Source organism: Hymenobacter glacieicola, from assembly GCF_014640315.1.
GTDB lineage: Bacteria > Bacteroidota > Bacteroidia > Cytophagales > Hymenobacteraceae > Hymenobacter > Hymenobacter glacieicola.
Genome location: NZ_BMGS01000004.1, coordinates 450,111 through 466,074 on the forward strand (window position 1 = coordinate 450,111; position 15,964 = coordinate 466,074).

The 15,964-nt window shown below is 57.8% G+C and carries 12 protein-coding genes; 2 read left to right on the forward strand and 10 right to left on the reverse strand.

Annotated elements, in window-relative coordinates; genetic code table 11:
• Positions 1–45: 45 nt before the first annotated feature.
• The 4 genes from IEW18_RS09875 to IEW18_RS09890 form a co-directional block, all read right to left on the reverse strand.
• On the reverse strand, positions 46–1,437 hold the full coding sequence (locus tag IEW18_RS09875) for a bifunctional UDP-3-O-[3-hydroxymyristoyl] N-acetylglucosamine deacetylase/3-hydroxyacyl-ACP dehydratase (protein ID WP_188557671.1): 1,392 nt from the start codon (positions 1,435–1,437) through the stop codon (positions 46–48).
• Positions 1,438–1,545: 108 nt separating this feature from the next.
• Positions 1,546–2,586: a UDP-3-O-(3-hydroxymyristoyl)glucosamine N-acyltransferase gene (lpxD, locus tag IEW18_RS09880; RefSeq protein WP_188557672.1), complete on the reverse strand. Its 1,041-nt coding sequence runs from the start codon at positions 2,584–2,586 to the stop codon at positions 1,546–1,548.
• 21 nt (positions 2,587–2,607) lie between these two features.
• Positions 2,608–4,407: a glycosyltransferase family protein gene (locus tag IEW18_RS09885; protein WP_188557673.1), complete on the reverse strand. Its 1,800-nt coding sequence runs from the start codon at positions 4,405–4,407 to the stop codon at positions 2,608–2,610.
• A gap of 67 nt (positions 4,408–4,474) precedes the next feature.
• On the reverse strand, positions 4,475–5,704 hold the full coding sequence (locus tag IEW18_RS09890; RefSeq protein ID WP_188557674.1) for an HD domain-containing protein: 1,230 nt from the start codon (positions 5,702–5,704) through the stop codon (positions 4,475–4,477).
• 345 nt (positions 5,705–6,049) lie between these two features.
• Between IEW18_RS09890 and porX the strand changes: the two genes are divergently transcribed.
• The gene (gene porX / locus IEW18_RS09895) at positions 6,050–7,618 is read left to right on the forward strand and encodes a T9SS response regulator signal transducer PorX (RefSeq protein WP_188557675.1); all 1,569 of its coding nucleotides are present in this window, start codon (positions 6,050–6,052) and stop codon (positions 7,616–7,618) included.
• 59 nt (positions 7,619–7,677) lie between these two features.
• Positions 7,678–8,046: a hypothetical protein gene (locus tag IEW18_RS09900; protein ID WP_229728678.1), complete on the forward strand. Its 369-nt coding sequence runs from the start codon at positions 7,678–7,680 to the stop codon at positions 8,044–8,046.
• Positions 8,047–8,417: 371 nt separating this feature from the next.
• Here the strand turns inward: IEW18_RS09900 and IEW18_RS09905 are convergent, their stop codons facing one another.
• From IEW18_RS09905 to IEW18_RS09930, 6 genes are all read right to left on the reverse strand, one after another.
• The gene (locus IEW18_RS09905; protein ID WP_188557677.1) at positions 8,418–8,735 is read right to left on the reverse strand and encodes a hypothetical protein; all 318 of its coding nucleotides are present in this window, start codon (positions 8,733–8,735) and stop codon (positions 8,418–8,420) included.
• Between the two features lie 82 nt (positions 8,736–8,817).
• A complete protein-coding gene (locus tag IEW18_RS09910; protein ID WP_188557678.1) occupies positions 8,818–10,524 on the reverse strand; it encodes a glycosyltransferase family 39 protein in 1,707 nt (568 codons plus the stop codon).
• A 39-nt stretch (positions 10,525–10,563) separates the two neighbouring features.
• Positions 10,564–11,604, reverse strand: coding sequence for a UbiA family prenyltransferase (locus tag IEW18_RS09915; RefSeq protein ID WP_229728679.1), 1,041 nt, complete (start codon positions 11,602–11,604; stop codon positions 10,564–10,566).
• On the reverse strand, positions 11,579–12,304 hold the full coding sequence (locus tag IEW18_RS09920; RefSeq protein WP_188557679.1) for an HAD family hydrolase: 726 nt from the start codon (positions 12,302–12,304) through the stop codon (positions 11,579–11,581). Before IEW18_RS09920 ends, IEW18_RS09915 begins: the two co-directional genes overlap by 26 nt.
• Positions 12,305–12,787: 483 nt before the next feature.
• Positions 12,788–15,250 (reverse strand): TonB-dependent receptor domain-containing protein, encoded by a 2,463-nt coding sequence (locus tag IEW18_RS09925; protein ID WP_188557680.1) that lies wholly within the window; start codon positions 15,248–15,250, stop codon positions 12,788–12,790.
• Between the two features lie 192 nt (positions 15,251–15,442).
• A complete protein-coding gene (locus IEW18_RS09930) occupies positions 15,443–15,883 on the reverse strand; it encodes a MarR family winged helix-turn-helix transcriptional regulator (protein ID WP_188557681.1) in 441 nt (146 codons plus the stop codon).
• Positions 15,884–15,964 lie beyond the last annotated feature (81 nt).

Sequence of the window (15,964 nt, forward strand, 5' to 3'; positions counted from 1 at the left end):
CATTTCCTGAACGGTCAGGGCCACCTTTAATTCTTCACACTGCATTTAATTCTTTTTCACAATGCTGGCCGACATTTCCGCCTCCATCACCACTTTGCCGTTCACGTAGGCCTTACCACTCATTTTGGCAATGCCGCGCTTGATGGGGGCGGTCAGGTCGCACTTGAAGATGATGGTGTCGCCGGGCTTTACCATGCGGCGGAAGCGGCAGTTTTCAATGCCCAAGAAGTAGGTCCAGTAGTTTTCCGGGTCGGGCACAGTATTCAGCACCAGAATGCCGCCGGTCTGGGCCATGGCCTCAATCTGCAGCACGCCGGGCATGACGGGGTTACCGGGGAAGTGACCGGGAAAAAAGGGTTCGTTCATCGTTACGTTCTTCACGCCCGTTACCGTGTTGGCGTCGAGGTGAATGATCTTGTCGATGAGCAGGAAGGGGTAGCGGTGGGGCAGGGTAGCGGCAATCTTGTTGATGTCCATTACCGGCTCGCGCGCGGGGTCGTAGGAGGGCACGGCGCTGGTGTGGGCCTCCATCATCTTCTTCTTGATGCGCTTGGCGAAGGCCACGTTGGCCGCGTGCCCGGGCCGAGCGGCCAGGATCTGGCCTTTCAGCGGCCGACCTACCAGGGCCAAATCTCCCACCAGGTCGAGGAGCTTGTGGCGGGCGGGCTCGTTTTTGTAGCGCAAATCCACGTTATTCAGGATACCTTCCTTCTTGACGGCCACCTTGGGCTTGCCCAGCATGGTGGCCAGGTCGTCCAGCTCCTCGTCGCTTACCACGCGGTCCACTACCACAATGGCATTGCTCAGGTCGCCGCCCTTGATGAGGTTGGATTTGTAGAGCGCTTCCAGCTCGTGCAGAAAGCAGAAGGTGCGCGAGGAAGCAATTTCCGAGGTAAACTGGTCGATGTGGGTCAGGGACGCGTGCTGCGAGCCCAGCACCGGCGAGTTGTAGTCGACCATGACCGTGAGGCGGTAGCTGTTCAGGGGCAGGGCGGCCAGCTCCACGGCCCGGGCGTTGTCCACGTAGCGGATTTCGTCGGGAATCTCGAAGTAGTTGCGCAGGGCGTTCTGCTCTTCCAGCCCAATTTCCTGCAGGGGCTTGATGAACTCAAAGCTGGAGCCATCCATAATGGGCGGCTCGGGCCCATCCAGCTGAATCAGCACATTGTCGATCTGCAAGCCTACCAGGGCGGCCAGGGTATGCTCCACGGTGTTCACGCGGGCTCCGTTCTGCTCAATGGTGGTACCGCGGGAGAGGTCCACTACGTTGTCCACGTCGGCATCCACGATGGGCTGGCCGGGCAAATCAATGCGCTGAAACTTGTAGCCGTGGTTGATGGGGGCGGGGCAGAACGTCATGGTGGCCTGCACGCCGGTATGAAGGCCAATGCCACTCACGGTGACGGGGGCCTTGATGGTATGTTGCTTGTCGTTCATTTCGTAGAAGTGAGAGGTGAGAAGTGAGAAGTGAGACAAGCGAAAGACCCGAAATCAGGTTTTCTCACTTCTCACTTCTCGCTTCTCACTTCTAAATAGACTGCAAAGCTAGGGCTTTTCCGGTTCGGTACGGCGGCGTTCCAGCTGGGTGAGCCGGCGCTCCAAGTCCGGCAAGTGGCGGAATACGGCATTGGCGCGCAGGCTGTCGCGCAGGTTGAAGGCCGGGGAGCCTTGCAGCAGCACGCCCTCTTCCTTAATGGATTTACCTACCCCCGACTGCGCCGTGACGGTGGTGCGGTTGGCCAGGCTCAGGTGCCCGGCAATGCCCGCCTGCCCGGCCAGCACGCAGAAGTCGCCGATTTTGGTGGAGCCGGAAATGCCCGTCTGGGCCGCTACCACCGTGTGGCGCCCGATTTCCACGTTATGGGCAATCTGCACGAGGTTGTCGATTTTGGCGCCCTCCCGGATGATGGTCGAGCCCATGGTGGCGCAGTCGATGGTGGCGTTGGCGCCCACGCTCACGTTGTCTTCCAGCACCACGTTGCCAATTTGCGGAATGGTGCGGTAGGAGCCATCGGGCTGGGGCGCAAAGCCGAAGCCATCGGAACCGATAACGGCCCCCGCGTGCACGGTGCAGCGGGCCCCAATGACGGTTTCAGCGTAAATTTTAGCGCCGGCGTACAGAATGGTGCCATCCCCGATTTTGCACCGGTCACCGATGAACACGTGGGGGAAAATCACCACGTCGCGCCCGATTTGGCAGTTTTCGCCCACGTAGGAAAAGGCCCCGCGGTAATGGTTTTCGCCGATGGTGGAGCTGGCGGCCAGGTAGGCGGGCTCCTCCACGCCGCGCTTGCCGGTGCGGGTGGCCTGCTGATAGAACTCAAGCAGGGTTGTAAAGCTGGTGTAAGGGTCATCGACCCGAATGAGGGCGGCCGGTACGGGCTGCCTGAGTTCCAGGGTGCGGCTCACAATAACGGCCGAGGCAGCCGTCGTATAGAGGTAGGGTTCGTACTTGGGGTTGGCCAAAAAGGAGAGGGCGCCCGCCTGGGCTTCTTCGATTTTTGCCAAGCGGTTGATTTGCTGGGCGGCGTCCCCTTCAACTGCTCCGCGCAGTACTTCTGCTATCTGGCCTACGGTAAATTCCATCGGGCAAAAGTAGAGAAATATCTATTTCCCGGCGCGCGGTGCCGCTGCCGGAGTCGGGGCCGGCGGGGCAGCCGGCGGGGCTAGTGCCTGATAGATAGTGGCTCCCGCATCGGAATATACGGGGCGGTACCCAGCAGTAAGCCAGGCCGGCAACGTAGTTTGGCCGCGGAATAATACTACGTAGTCGTAGCGGGTGCCCTGGGCTGAGGTGGCTTCAAACAGCCACAGCGGGTAGCCGGTAGTAAGGGCGTAGTGGTGAAAGTAAAGCTTGTGAAACGGGGCATCGAAGTACACGCGGCGCGCCTGCCGGGGCCGGAGCCAGGCGTAGGCCTGCCGAAGCTGCTGGTCTTGGGTTTGCGCGCCTCGCACGCTGTAGCGAAAGTGGGCTGCCTGATAGATTCCGTAGAGGCTGAGTAACGCCCCAATGCCTGCCAACGCCAAGGGCCGGGAAACGCGCAGCCGTTGCAGTACCCACTCGCCCAGGGCCGCTACCCCCAGAAAAAAGAAGAACGTGCCATAGAGTAGTACCCGCGCGGGGCTATAGACCCGCTGAATAGGCATAAACACGAAGGGCAGCAGCACCAGCACCACCGCCGGCAAGGCTACCCGCCGCCAGCGGTGCGGCAGAATGGGCAACCCCAGCAGAGCGGCCGCCAACAAGACCACGAAGCCGGGGGCACTAAGCTGCTCGTGCCCAAACAGCTCCCGGGCAGGCTTATAGAGGTAAAGACCGTAGGACTGCCAAAACTCCCGCAGCGTTTGGGGCGCAATATATTGGTTATCGGTAACGGAATTCAGGCCCGAAACGCACATCACCGGCCCGTAAGCTACCAGTGCACCGGCCGCTACCAGCACTGCGGCGGCCGTCAGCCGCCGCAAACCAGCCAAATTGCGCCGCCGAAGAAAAACTACTCCCATCCAGAAGCCCAGCGAAACCAGTGGGTAGGCATAGGTAGGAATGGTGTACAGGCCCAGCACCCCCGTCATAATAAAGGCGCCCCAGCCCAGCCGCGCGTAACGGGGTGCGTGCAGAATGGCCAGCATGGCAAAAAACTGTCCCAGCGCCAGCACAATCAGCAGAAAGTAACCCCGCCCGGCCACGGCATAGTACAGGCTCATTGGCGAGAGGCAGAACAAGCCCACGGCCAGCGTGGCCATTCGGAAGTTTGTCACCCGAATCAAGGCAGTGTAGGCTGCAAGCGTGCCCACAAGGCTGATGAGCAGGGTAGGCAAGCGCAGTACCAGCCCATCATCAGCCGTAAACCAGCTAACCACCCAGCAGCTCAGGCTAAACAACATGTGGTTGTTAGGAATAGGGTAGAAGCTGGTTATAGCCACCGGCCCGCCCCGCACAAAGTAGTCGTAGGTAGCTACCTCATCGGTACTGAGCGGATACACGCGGAAGTAATACAAGCGCAAGCCCAGAATCCCGAGCAGCAGCAGTATCGCCAGCAGCTTTTCGGTTCGGGAGGTGTGCTGCACAGCCCGGACGACACCGCGACTAACTTCCCGAAATTGCTGCCGCAGCTCTTCTATTTCCGACCGGAACCGCCCGCTCCGCACCATATACACTAGCGTGGCAGTGGCGCCCACGGCTACCGCCAGCAACCCGTAGCGCAGCAGGCTAAGGCGAGCGAGAGTTGCCTGGAGCACAAACTCGGACATCTCATTACGGCCGTAGATGCCCTGGCGTACTGCCTGCAAGTCAGGCAGCGAAACCCAGCTGTACAGTAGCCCCAAGCTACCGCTCAGCGCCAGAAAAAACAGCGCCAGCAAGCTCAGGGGTAAACTGGCGAAAGAGCGACGAAGGAAAGCAAGCATGCGCAGCGGCGAAAATGGAACGACGAAACCGCGCTGCCAGCAGGCCGGGCAACGCAGCAGACAGCCGCTACAGAATTTCCTTGGGGTAGCAGATGTAGTGCTTCTCTACCCGCTGGCTGATGGCGCGAATATTAGGCAAATCGGAGGCTTCGGCAACGTTTACTACCCGGCCGCGCTTGGTCAGGACATCAATGGGGTCCTGGCCGTCGGCGTCGTAGGCGTTGTTGCTGATGCGGCCGGCAATCATCAGCTGGGCCGCATCCTGGGCTGGCAGCTGGAAGTGCTCGGCAATCAAATCCACGATGCCCAACTGGAAGTCATCGTCGAAAGCCTCCGTTTGCAGCGTGATTTTAAATAGGTGCCGGTCGAGCAGGCTTTGGGCCAGGTAGTTCAGCACCTTGTCGGGGTGGTCAGCCCAGAGCTTCACGGCGCCCCACACGTCGGTATCGTCGAGGCGGGTGAAGCGGCGCAGAATCTCGTCGTCCTTTTCAAACTCCTGCTGCGTAACGCTGCGCGAAAGAAAGAAATGCAGGTTCGGGGAAGCGGGCACTTCTACGCCCGCCCGCACCAGGTCGCGGGCCCGCTGCATAATGCGGATGACCATCTGCTCGGCCGAGGTTACGGTTTTATGCAGGTACACCTGCCAGTACATCAGCCGGCGGCTTACCAGAAAGTTCTCGATGCTGTACACGGCCTTTTCCTCCAGCACCAGCCGCTCGTCCACTACCGTCAGCATCTTGATGAGGCGGTCGGCGCCGGGCCTACCCTCCTGCACGCCGGTATAAAACGAGTCGCGGTTGAGGTAGTCCAGGCGGTCCATGTCCAGCTGGGAGCTTACCAGCTGGTGGAAGAAGGGGCGGGAGTAGGTTCCTTCGAAGATCTGAATGGCCAGGTCCAGGGACCCCTGAAACTGGGAGTTGAGCTTGCGCATCAGGTGCAAACTCAACTCCTCGTGGTGCACGTCGTGGAAGATGCTGCGCTCCAGGGCGTGGGAGAGGGGGCCGTGGCCCACGTCGTGCAGCAGAATAGCAGCCATGGCGGCCTCACCTTCCTTGGCGGAAATCTGCACGCCTTTGTCCTTGAGCGTGCGCAGGGCCAGCGTCATCAGGTGCATGGCGCCCAGGGCGTGGTGAAAGCGCGTGTGCAGGGCGCCCGGGTACACGAAGCTGGTGAGGCCCAGCTGCTGAATGCGGCGCAGGCGCTGAAAGTAGGTATGCTCAATCAGGTCAAACAGCAACTCCGTTGGGATGGTGACAAAGCCGTAAACGGGGTCGTTGAAGATTTTCTTTTTGTTCATAAGAAGGCAGGGCCGGGCTTGCGCAGGCCACATGGGAGAACATAACGAGTACCGCGCAGGGTAGGCCAGTATTCTGTACCGCAGAAAGATGGCCGCTCACGCAACACTCGGCAATTTTTGGCTTCTTTACCGCGGAGTTGCTATTCTAAGTATAGCGCGACAAGAATTTTTAAATCAAAAACCAGGGATTGGGAGTAAAGCTACTTACGAAACTTCAGTTGCTACCTGTTTAAGCCCGTACGGCTCACCGGAGTCTATGGAGCGCTAAAGGCAGGCGGCGTGCACAAGGCTCGTTCCACGATACCCGGCGCAAAGGCGCTAGGTTACACCTCACATTTCCCATCCATGCAACAATACAGCATCCTCTGGGCCGATGACGAAATCGACCTCCTGAAACCCCACATTCTCTTCCTCAAGGAAAAAGGCTACGAGGTAACCGGCGTAAACTCCGGGGCCGACGCCATTGAGGAAATTCAGGAGAAAACGTACGACATCGTGTTCCTGGATGAAAACATGCCCGGCCTAACCGGCCTGGAAACCCTCACCGAAATCAAAGCCGTGCGCCCTACCGTGCCCGTGGTGATGATTACCAAGAGCGAGGAGGAGCACATCATGGAGTCGGCTATCGGGGCCAAAATTGCCGACTACCTCATCAAGCCCGTCAACCCAAACCAGATTCTGCTCTCGGTGAAAAAGGTGCTTGATAACAAGCGCCTCATCAGTGAAGCTACCAACTCAGGCTACCAGCGCGACTTCCGCCAACTGGGCATGCAGCTTTCCGACCGGCTCAGCCCCTCGGAGTGGGCCGAGGTGTACAAGAAACTGGTGTACTGGGAGTTGGAAATCAACGAGACGGAGGGCAAAAGCATGGCCGACGTCTTCAACATGCAAAAGGACGAGGCCAACACGTACTTCGGCCGCTTCATCACGGAGAATTACGAGGATTGGGTGAACGGCGACGACAAGGACGCCCCCCTAATGTCGCACCAGCTGTTCAAGGAGCGGGTATTTCCCATGCTCAAGGATACCGGTGACACGCCCGTGTACTTCGTGCTTATCGACAACCTGCGCTATGACCAGTGGAAGGTGCTCGAGCCCATCATTGCCGACCTGTTCACGGTTGACTCCGAGGAGACTTACTACAGCATTCTGCCCACTACCACGGCCTACGCCCGCAACGCCATCTTCTCGGGCATGATGCCCGGCGACATCCAGAAGAAGTATCCCAACCTGTGGGTGTGGGACGACGACGATGAGGGCAAGAACATGCACGAGGCCGAGTTCATGGAAATCATGTTCCAGAAGGCCGGGCAGAAAGCCAAGTACAGCTACAACAAGGTAACCAACCTGCAGGCGGGCAAGGACTTGCTGGGAAAAATGGCCAACCTGCACAACAACTACAAGCTCAACGTCATCGTCTACAACTTCGTGGACATGCTCAGCCACGCCCGCACCGACATGGCCATGATTCGAGAGCTGGCCGCCGACGAATCGGCCTACCGCAGCATCACCCGCTCGTGGTTTCTGCACTCGCCCTTGTACGAGATGCTGCAGCAGATTTCCGAGCGCAAGGGCAAGCTCATCATCACCACCGACCACGGCACCATTCGGGTGAAGCGCCCCTACAAAATCGTGGGCGACCGGAACACCAACACCAACCTGCGCTACAAGCACGGCAAAAACCTGGGCTTCGATGACTCCCGCGACGTGTACACGGTACGCAAGCCGGAGCACATCTTCCTGCCCCGCGAAAACGTAAGCACCGCCTACGTCTTCACCGTCGGCGACTACTTCTTCGCCTACCCCAACAACTACAACTACTACGTGAACTATTACAAGGACACGTTCCAGCACGGCGGCATCTCGCTGGAGGAATGCATCATTCCCTACGTAGTGCTCAGCCCGAAAGGGTAAGCGACAATGGCTTATAGGTAGTAGATTAGCGGCGAGGTGTAAGCTTCGCCGCTTTTTTTATGAGGAGGTTTGTTGATGACTTTGTTGATTTTGGCCCAGGCCGGCCGTGCTTCCCATCCAACATCCATATCGAATTCTACAAGCCACTGAAGAAACAGGTAGATATTCTACGAGAGGACATGTTCCAGGTACGCTACGGCGACGATTTGCTTAATTATGTAATCGACGTAGGTTGGTATGGCGCTGGCTTCAGTACGAAAGGCTTCTTTCAGGTTTACTTAATAAAAGACGCTAATTGGCAAGAACCGGTACTCGGCATTAAATGCAAGTCAGTGAAACGGCTGGTGCCTGCTATTGAAAGATGCTTGGCGCGCCTGCAAAAAGACACGGATGATTTTCGCCTGCTACCACCAATGGTGTTTCCATGAAAAAGAGAGAGCCGCTCAATTGATCGGCTCCTCCCTGTTAAGCACATAGCCAATGCCCACTGTGCTTGTGGTGATAGGGGAAATGCACTTCCACTTCGTCCGCACCTTGTTGTAGTTGGATGAGGGCTGTGCGCGTCTGGCTGCGGTGCTTGGGCCCACAACAGGCGGGTAAACGCTTTACCCGGGTGATAAAACTGATACGCGAAGCTGCTGTAGAGGCGGATGCGGCCGTGCTGCCGGGGTGTCCAAGCCCAGCGTTTTTTGGTTGATGCATGAAATTGTAGGTTGGTACCTACAGTTCATGGCAAATTGCAACGTAGCGTTTCATGACGAGAGTAGTAAAACAGATAGAAGGGCTAGATAAACGGTAGTTACTTATCCAGCCACTTCTTGCGCCACTCTTTGTTTACTTCCTGCCTAGGAGTGGCCACGACGGGTAGCAGGAAGGTGAAAAGCAGGGTAGGCGCGCAAACAATGAGTGCAGCTAAACCACTAGCTATAAGAGCAAATAGCATCCACCATCCCAATACGAAACCAATAATAAGAGGCAGGTAAAGAATCCAATAGCCAGTGGCAAGGCTGGTTTTACCCTGCCTGACTTTGGTTACCGCCCACCAGAAACTCAGCAGCTGAGGAATCCAGAGAATGCCAAAGAAAACAACAGCATCTATCGTATTCGTATCATCCATCAGCTTGGCTTTTCAAAGTAGCAAGAAAGCAAACAGGACGCTCAATTGAGCGTCCTGTTTGCTTTCTTGCGTAGCTTGTAGCTTATTGGTTTAGCTCGTATAGCACTACCGTGTGGGGGTACTTGTTGTAGGGCTTGTCGTGCAGCTCATCCACCTTGCGGCCAAACTGGTTGAACAGGTTCTGCATCTCCGTGGTAGCGTAGAAATACTGGGTGTGGTACCAGGCGGGCTGGCCTACGTACTCGCCAATGGCGTTGCGGTTCAGGTAATCGAACACAAACCAGAGGCGCTTCTTGCCCTTAAGCTCGGGAATATCGGCCCGCATTTTCTGCATAAACTCGGCCGCGTTCCGGGCTTCATTCTTCAGGTTGCGGCCCTGCACGGCGGTAAACGGCAGTTGGTAGGCCTCCTTGTAATACTCGTAGGCGTGGCTCATGTTCCAGAACACGTACACCACGTCGCCGGGCTGGTAGTGGGCATTGATGTAGAGCAGGGGGCCGCGGTTGTCCTCGTAGTTCATGAACATGTCGGTGTTCGCCAACTGCCGGCCAGTATTAATACACAGCGGCAGAAACAGCAGCACCACTGTTGTATAGAACAGGGCGCGGCGGCGGGCCAGGAGCTCCTGCAAGCCATCTACTCCAAACCCAATAAAAAGCACCAGGGCCGGGGTCAGAAACAGCATGAAGCGGGCAAAGAAGGGGTACATTTTCACCCCGGAAGCCAGCATGGTAAACATCAGGGGCAGCAACAGGCAGAAAAATAAGGTGCGGTTGCGCTTGAACAGCACGACCATGCCGCCCAGGAGCAGGCCCGCAGGTAGCCAGCCCATTTTAAACAGGTAGCGCCACTTACTTTCCTGCCAGGGTGCCAGGTCGCCATCCAGGGTCAGGAGCACGCCCAGCGGATGCACCAGCAGGTTATAGGGGCGTTGGGCGTACCACACCACATCCTTGACGGAGGTAGGGGGTAGGGGCATGAAGCCGTCGTAGACCTTGGCGAAGAAATCAATCAGCCAGCCCGACTGCGGGTACTTGCTGATGATGAAAACGTACTGCACTCCGAAGCTCACCAGCCAAAGCGAAAACGGAATCAAGTACAGGGCAAACTGGCGCCAGCGGGTAGTCAGCACCCACCGCCCGCTTACGGCAATGGCAATGCTGGCCAGCACAAAAATGGCTGAAAACGAAAACCACAGAATTATCGCCCCCAGCACCCCCCAGGTTAGCAAAGCCGGCAGGGAGGAGCTTTTGTGAAATCGGATGTAGAGCCAGATGCACAGCGTGGCCATGAACAGCTCGGTGCTGTACTGTTTGGCCTCCACGGAATGGTAAATACAGGCCGGCGACAACGCCAGAATGCCCACGGCTACCACGGCTCCCCAGGCCTTGAGATAGTGCCGCGCGATAAGCGTAAACACCCCGAGCGTACCCAGCCCACAGAGCAGGGGAAAAAGGCGCAAGGCCATTTCGCGCTTGCCAAACAGCAGCACGCAGAGCCGGCTAACCCAGAGGTAGCCAATAGGGGCCTTCTGCTCATACTGAAACGGCTGCGTAGCCAACTCCCAGAACCCCATATTGATGGTGTTCACGTTCAGGTACAGCTCATCGATAAAGAATGAGCGGTTGTTCAGGAAATGAAACAGGCGGATGCCTACCCCCAAAAGCAGCAGGCCGTAGAGCAACCAGGTGACATCAGGCCGGGTGCCAGCGCGGGGGCGCAGCGTAGTGGCCGGCTCGGCGCGCCACGCGGGCAACGAGGCGGTAGTCGACTTAAAGGGGGCCAACATAGCAGGAAAGTGGGGTGCCGAGAAAAGGACAGGCGGCGGTTAGCCGTTCAGCTTAAAGTGGTCTTCGAGCAGGCCATGCAACCCGGGCACATCCACGAACATGAGGCCCGTGAGCAGCAGACAGAACAAGACCACGTAGAGCATAAACCACTTGCGGGTATACAGCTTCTCGGAGCCCTGCACCGGCGAGTCTTTCAGCAGGCCAATGCGCAGGTACCAGGAAAACAGCAGCGCGAAAAATGGAAAGCTAATGAGCAGCTCCACCCGGTTTTTAATTAGGAAAATGCCCAGGAAAAACGCCGAAGTCAGGGCGTAGAAGAACATGGAAATCAGCAGGCTATGCTCCGTGTAGAACTTAAACGAGCGGCGGTACAGGCCGGCCAGCGCCGGGTCGCCGATGAGGCGGTACTCTGCAAAGCGTTTGGTGGCCATCAGGAAGGCGCCGCCCATCCAGTAGGCAATGATGATGCTGGTGGGGGGGAAGCTGTTGAACAGTTGTACGGCATCAAAATTGGCAAAGCCTAAGGCCGGTGCTACCGTAAACCAGCCCAGGGCGAACCGAATGGGGTTGTTCACGGATTCCGACAGTACGTCGATGTAGGGCCGCTCCTTGGTGCGGAAGGGCCGCACGTTGTACATCACACCCATAAACAGCAGGAAAGCCGATACGCACAGAAACTGCACGCTGATAGTGTAGGCAATGGTAAGCCCCACGGCCGCCAGTCCAAACCACTCGGAGTATACCAGCACCGGATTCACGACCCGTACCACGGAGGTCCGCTTTTTTTTCAGCGGGTGAAACTTGTCGAATTCCGCGTCCAGGTACTCATTAATAACGTAATTAGCCGAGGCCACCAGGCAGGTGCTCACAATGCCCAGCAGCATGTTGAGCACCAGGGGTACATCAATGGTCGTGCGGTGGTACACAATGAGGGCAAACAGCATTCCGGGCACCATAAACACATTTTTCGCCCAGTTATCGGGGCGGGCAATGGCTACGTAGTCCTTGAGCTTGGCTGGAAGAAGCACCAGTGGCTCCTCAGGATTCTGCATGTCAAGATGAATGGAGGTCTGATTCATAGGGAGCAGGTTGGGAAGTAGTAGAAATCTGATTCGTAAGCGTGTGGTAAAATGTGAAGGCCGGGAAAGGCTGCTTCTCGACAATGAGGTAGGGCATGCCGGCCGCCTCCGCGCAGGCGCCATCCAGCTCCGGCCGGTCGCCGATGAACAGGCACTGCTCGGCTGGCAGGCCCAGTTGCTGACAGATGTGGTGCAGGCCCTGGGGGTGGGGCTTGAGGCGGTTGATAAGCGGGTCGGTGGAGCTGATAACGATGTCGGCTTCCAGGCCCAGGGCGGCCAGCTTGGCTTGCGCCGGGTAGTCAGAGTAAACCCCAATGGTAATGCCACGGGCCCGCAGTGCCGCAAAAAACTCCGCTACGCCGGGGTAGCGGCAAGGCAGCAGGAACTGATTTGGGTACTGAAACATCCACTGCTCCACCACGGCCCGCACCTGTTCGGCCGGGTAGCCCCCGGCCTGCGCTGCCCAGGTGTACTGATCCGCCTCCAGGTTGGGGCCGGCGTAAGCCGTCTGCTTTTCCCGCTCGGCCCGGAAGTGGCGCAGCATCAACAGCTCCGGCAGCTTCCAGGGCCGGACGCCGTAATACAAGAGCAGGGACTTAAGCATGCGCTTACGAAGCTTACCCTGCGTGTAGAGCGTGCCATCAACATCAAAAATCACGCAGCTGAGCTTGTCCCAGTTAACTGGCATAGTATTAATCATATCGATAATATTAAAATTAATAATGGATAAGCACAAATTAAAAAAATGTGAATACTATTTGCTTCTGCTGAGCTTGACTAGGAGTTTTATGCCGTATCGTGCTTTATACTAGCTATTTACATCGCTATTTAAATTTATAAAGTTTAAATAATTATATGTTTATTTATAATAATGCATGTGCTTCGTACTCAGATGTTGTAACAACGCTGCTTACTCGCTGCGATGAAAAGCCCTCCAGCTCGGGAACACCCCGACCCCTAATAGCTGCCGTTGGCAGAGAAGACCCGCCCGATGTTGGCTATACAATGAATAAGCGCCGCCGCTGAACAAGCCCAGGTTGGCTTGTTGTAGCCTGCCTTCTGCGCAGCACCTCTAAATTGTCAGCGCCCACCGCCGGGCTCCGGTACAGGAGCCCGGCGGTGGGCGCTCATCTTAAAGTAAACACGTACAGATAGGGTAGTAGGGAGAGTAGTTGTATATAAGCTATTGCCCGCCGGCCCGGCGTTTCTCGTCCTCCGCTCCGCCCCCCCGGCGCTTGGTGGGCGCCAGCTTGTCGTTACCGAAGCGGTAGGTGAAGGCCAGCGTAGCCAGCCGCGAGTCCTGGCGCTGGTAAAAGCGCTCCACGTAGTTGTCGTAGGAGGAAACGGCCCGCTGCGGCTGGGTAAAGAAGATGTCGGCCACGCTCAGCTTCAGGTTGCCCTTGCGGTTCCACACGCTTTTCTGAATGCCGGCCGCCACCTCCCCGTAGGGCCGGGCCAGAATAAACCCGTAAATTTCCCTCGACTGATACGAGCCGTTCAGCTCGGCGCTCCAGCCCTTGCCAAACGTAAAGGTGTGGTTGGAGCTCAGCGAAAACGAGCTGCGGCCCCGGTCGAGGTTGGTGCCGGCCAGGTTGCCCTCGAAACGGCTGTAGTACAGCACGGCGTTATTGTAGATATTCCACCACTTGGCTACCTCCACCGGGGCCGTAAAGGTGAGGGCGTAGTAATGCTGGCGGGTCAGGTTTTGGGTCGTTGACACCACCGTGCTATCTGATTCCGGCTGCACCACCCCAATTAGCGGATTGCTGGTGAGGCTGTAGCTCAGGCCCAGGCTGTACTTCTGGCGGTAGGTGTGGGCCAGCTCGAAATTGTAGCTGGTTTGGGGGCGCAGGTCGGGGTTGCCGGCCCCGGAGGTCGTCTTGTCGATGATGATGCGGAAGGGATTCAGCTGGTTGTACGACGGCCTATCAATGCGCCGACTCAGGGAGAGGCTGGCTTCGTGCTTATCTGAGAAGGTCCGTTTCAGGGCCGCACTCGGAAACAGCTGGAAGTAGTGGCGGTCGAAGTTGGGCGTGCGGCCCACCTGCACTACTTCTTGCTTGCCTACGGCGTTGGTTTGCTCCGCGCGTAGGCCGCCCTGCACGGTGAGTTTGGGCAGGCTGTAGTTCAGGTTAAAATAGCCGGCGTTGATGTTCTCATCGTAGCGGAAGCGGTTAGAGCGGTTCCGGTCCAGCTCCCCGTTGGTAAAGAACGCCACGTCATTGTCGGCGGAAACCAGGCTGGCCTTGGCCCCGGCTTCTAGCCGCAGCTGCCGGGTCAGGGGCTGCACGTAGTCCACTTTCGCCGACTGAATCGTGAGCAAGCCGCGCTGGTCGCCGATGATGGTTTCGCCTACCTGCTCGGCCCCGTTGAAGCGCGTGAGCAGGCGTTGGTCGCGGGTCGTGCGGTAGCGGGCGTAGTCGGCATCGGCAGTCAGCTCGTGAGTGCCCAGCGAATCAGGAAAGGTGTGGCGGAAGTTGAGGTTGCCGGCCACGTTGGCGTAGCGGCCCTGCCGGTCATTGGTGGAAGCATATTGCTGCTGCAAGGTGCGCTCCAGGTTGTTAACAGCCGTTTGGTTGCGCCCGTTCTGCTCGTTGCGGTTCTGCAAGCCACTGACCACTCCGCCCAGGGTTGTCCGCTTCGAGAGGGTGTAGTCGAGCCCGGCCTTCCAGGTGTGGGAGCGGGACTGGCTGGGAGCCCGGTTTTCCTGGTCGGTGGTTTGAATAAGCTGGCGCGGAAGCTGGCCGGTGGGGTCAACCCGGTAAAAGTCGCGGTGAATGCTCAGCTTGCCAATGCCCGAGCGGTCGGAGTAGTTATAGGAGCCAAACAGGTTCAGGTGCTGGCGGCGGTGGTTCAGGCTCAGCCCTGATACGTACTTATTATACTGGCTGCGGCCGTAGCTCAGGTTTAGGGTGCCATTGGTGCCCAGGCGCTGGTCCTTCTTCAGGTTAATGGCAATAATCCCGGCGCCGCCCTGGGCATCGTACTTGGCCGGCGGGTTGGTAATCAGCTCGATGCTTTTAAGCTGCTCGGCGGGCAGGGCGCGCAGGTAGTCGGCCAGCTCCGTGCCCGTCATGGGCTGGCGCTTGCCGTCAATGAGCACCAGCAGGCCTTGTTTGCCCCGCAGCGCGAGGTTATCGTTGCCGTCCACCGTCACGCCGGGGGAGCGGCGCAGCACGTCCAGGGAGGTGTTGCCGGCCGCCAGTGTACTGCCCTCCACATTGACAATGGTGCGGTCGGCTTCCCGCTCAAAGGTGGGTCGCTGGCCCGTGATAGTAACTTCCTTCAGGGCCGTGGCCTTGTTGGGTTGCAGGGTTAGGGTCAGAGTAGGAGTAGGCGCACCGGTAGTAACCTCCAGCGGCCCGGCCCAGGCCCGCCCAAACCCAACCTGCGAAGCCGACACCAGGTAGCGCCCCGCCCCGGCCACCTCAAAGCGGAACCCGCCTTTCTCGTCGCTGAACTCGGTTTTAACCACCGCCGTATCAGCCGCCCGGTGCAAGACGACGGTAGCGTATTCCACGGCGGCCCCGGCGCCAGTCCGGACCTGCCCACTAACGCCCTGGCCTACCGCCCGCATCAGGGGTAGCGCTGATATAAGGAGCAGCAAGACGAATCCACGCGGCTGCCCGGGATGCATAGTTTTCATGAGAAAACGAGGGTGAAATAAGGAGAGGAAAATCAAGCAAGCAGCCCCACAGGGCAAGCTAAACAGCAAGGCGGCCGTCCCGCGTTCAGCTACTACGAATAGTTTCGTAGTAAACATACGAATGATTTCGTATTTGAAAAATAAAATATTCCAAATGCCAGATTTTAGTTGGTTTCCCTGGGCTGGTGTTGCCTAGGTAGCGGGGGTAGGGGCGCCGCAGTTCCTGGCAATGCGCTCCAGTAAATAGCGTAGCGTATTGAGGTCATTTTCGCTCAGCCCGTCCAGGGCCACCGCGCGGTTGCTGAGCACCACAGGCTCCACCGCGTCCAGGGTTCGTTGCCCCTCCGCCGACACCCGAAGTTGGGTGCGGCGGCCATCGTGGGGCAAGGGTTCGGCCAGCAGTAGGCCCCGCTCCAGCAACAGCCGAATCATGCGAGCCACCGAGGCTTGATCTTTAAAAACTCGTTCGGCAATGTCGGTTTGGGTAAGGTCGTCAGTTTCCTGAATCACCCGCAGCACCAGCCACTGGTCAATGCTGATAGTGACCCCCGCCCGGTCGATGTTGGCCTGGGCCATGCGGCGGTACTGCCGGATGGCCTTGTCCAAGGAATAAAAGATGACGCTGGAAAGCATAGGTGGTTGTATGATGTATCATATAGATGTATGATACATCATACAGGTTGCGTGAAGAGCGCAAAAAACTTGCGAGTTTGC